Genomic DNA, 524 nt, shown 5'->3' with positions numbered 1-524 from the left:
AATCATGGTTCTCGGCGCCCTGGGTGTCCTCTTCTTCAAGAAGGCGGCCTACGCGGCGTTGTCGATGGTGCTGGTCATGCTTGGCCTCTCCGTCCTCTACTTCGCGCAGGGAGCGCCCTTCATGGGTGTTGTTCAGGTCGTGGTCTACACGGGCGCGATCATGATGCTGTTCCTGTTCGTCCTCATGATGATCGGCCTGCAGGCAACGGATAACTACCAGAACCAAAGCCGAGGGAACATTGTCCTCGCCGTGATTGGCGCCGGCGCCATGGCGTTTGTCCTCTCCGCAGTGGTTTGGAAGGCAAATCTCCCGGCGGTCAAGGAGTTTGGGGTTGATCCCTACTCGAACGCTCCGATTGAGAACCTGGCACTCGCCCTGTTCTCCAACTACTGGTTCTCGATGGAACTCGCCGGTGCGCTACTGATCACCGCAGCCGTTGGCGCGGTCCTCCTAACGCATGGCGACCGCCTCTCCCCGAAGCGCACGCAAAAGCAGGTAGTTGACGCGAAGATGTCCGCTTACG

At 59.5% G+C, this 524-nt stretch carries 1 protein-coding gene; it reads left to right on the top strand.

Annotated features, from left to right (window positions below; translation table 11 throughout):
- Positions 1-524 (top strand): NADH-quinone oxidoreductase subunit J (locus tag HMPREF1627_RS01045; RefSeq protein ID WP_034500395.1); only part of this gene is annotated, 524 nt, incomplete at both ends.

The organism is Actinomyces sp. S6-Spd3 (assembly GCF_000758755.1).
GTDB lineage: Bacteria > Actinomycetota > Actinomycetes > Actinomycetales > Actinomycetaceae > Pauljensenia.
The sequence above is the reverse complement of the archived record's forward strand: the minus strand, read 5'-3'. Positions and strand labels throughout refer to the sequence as shown.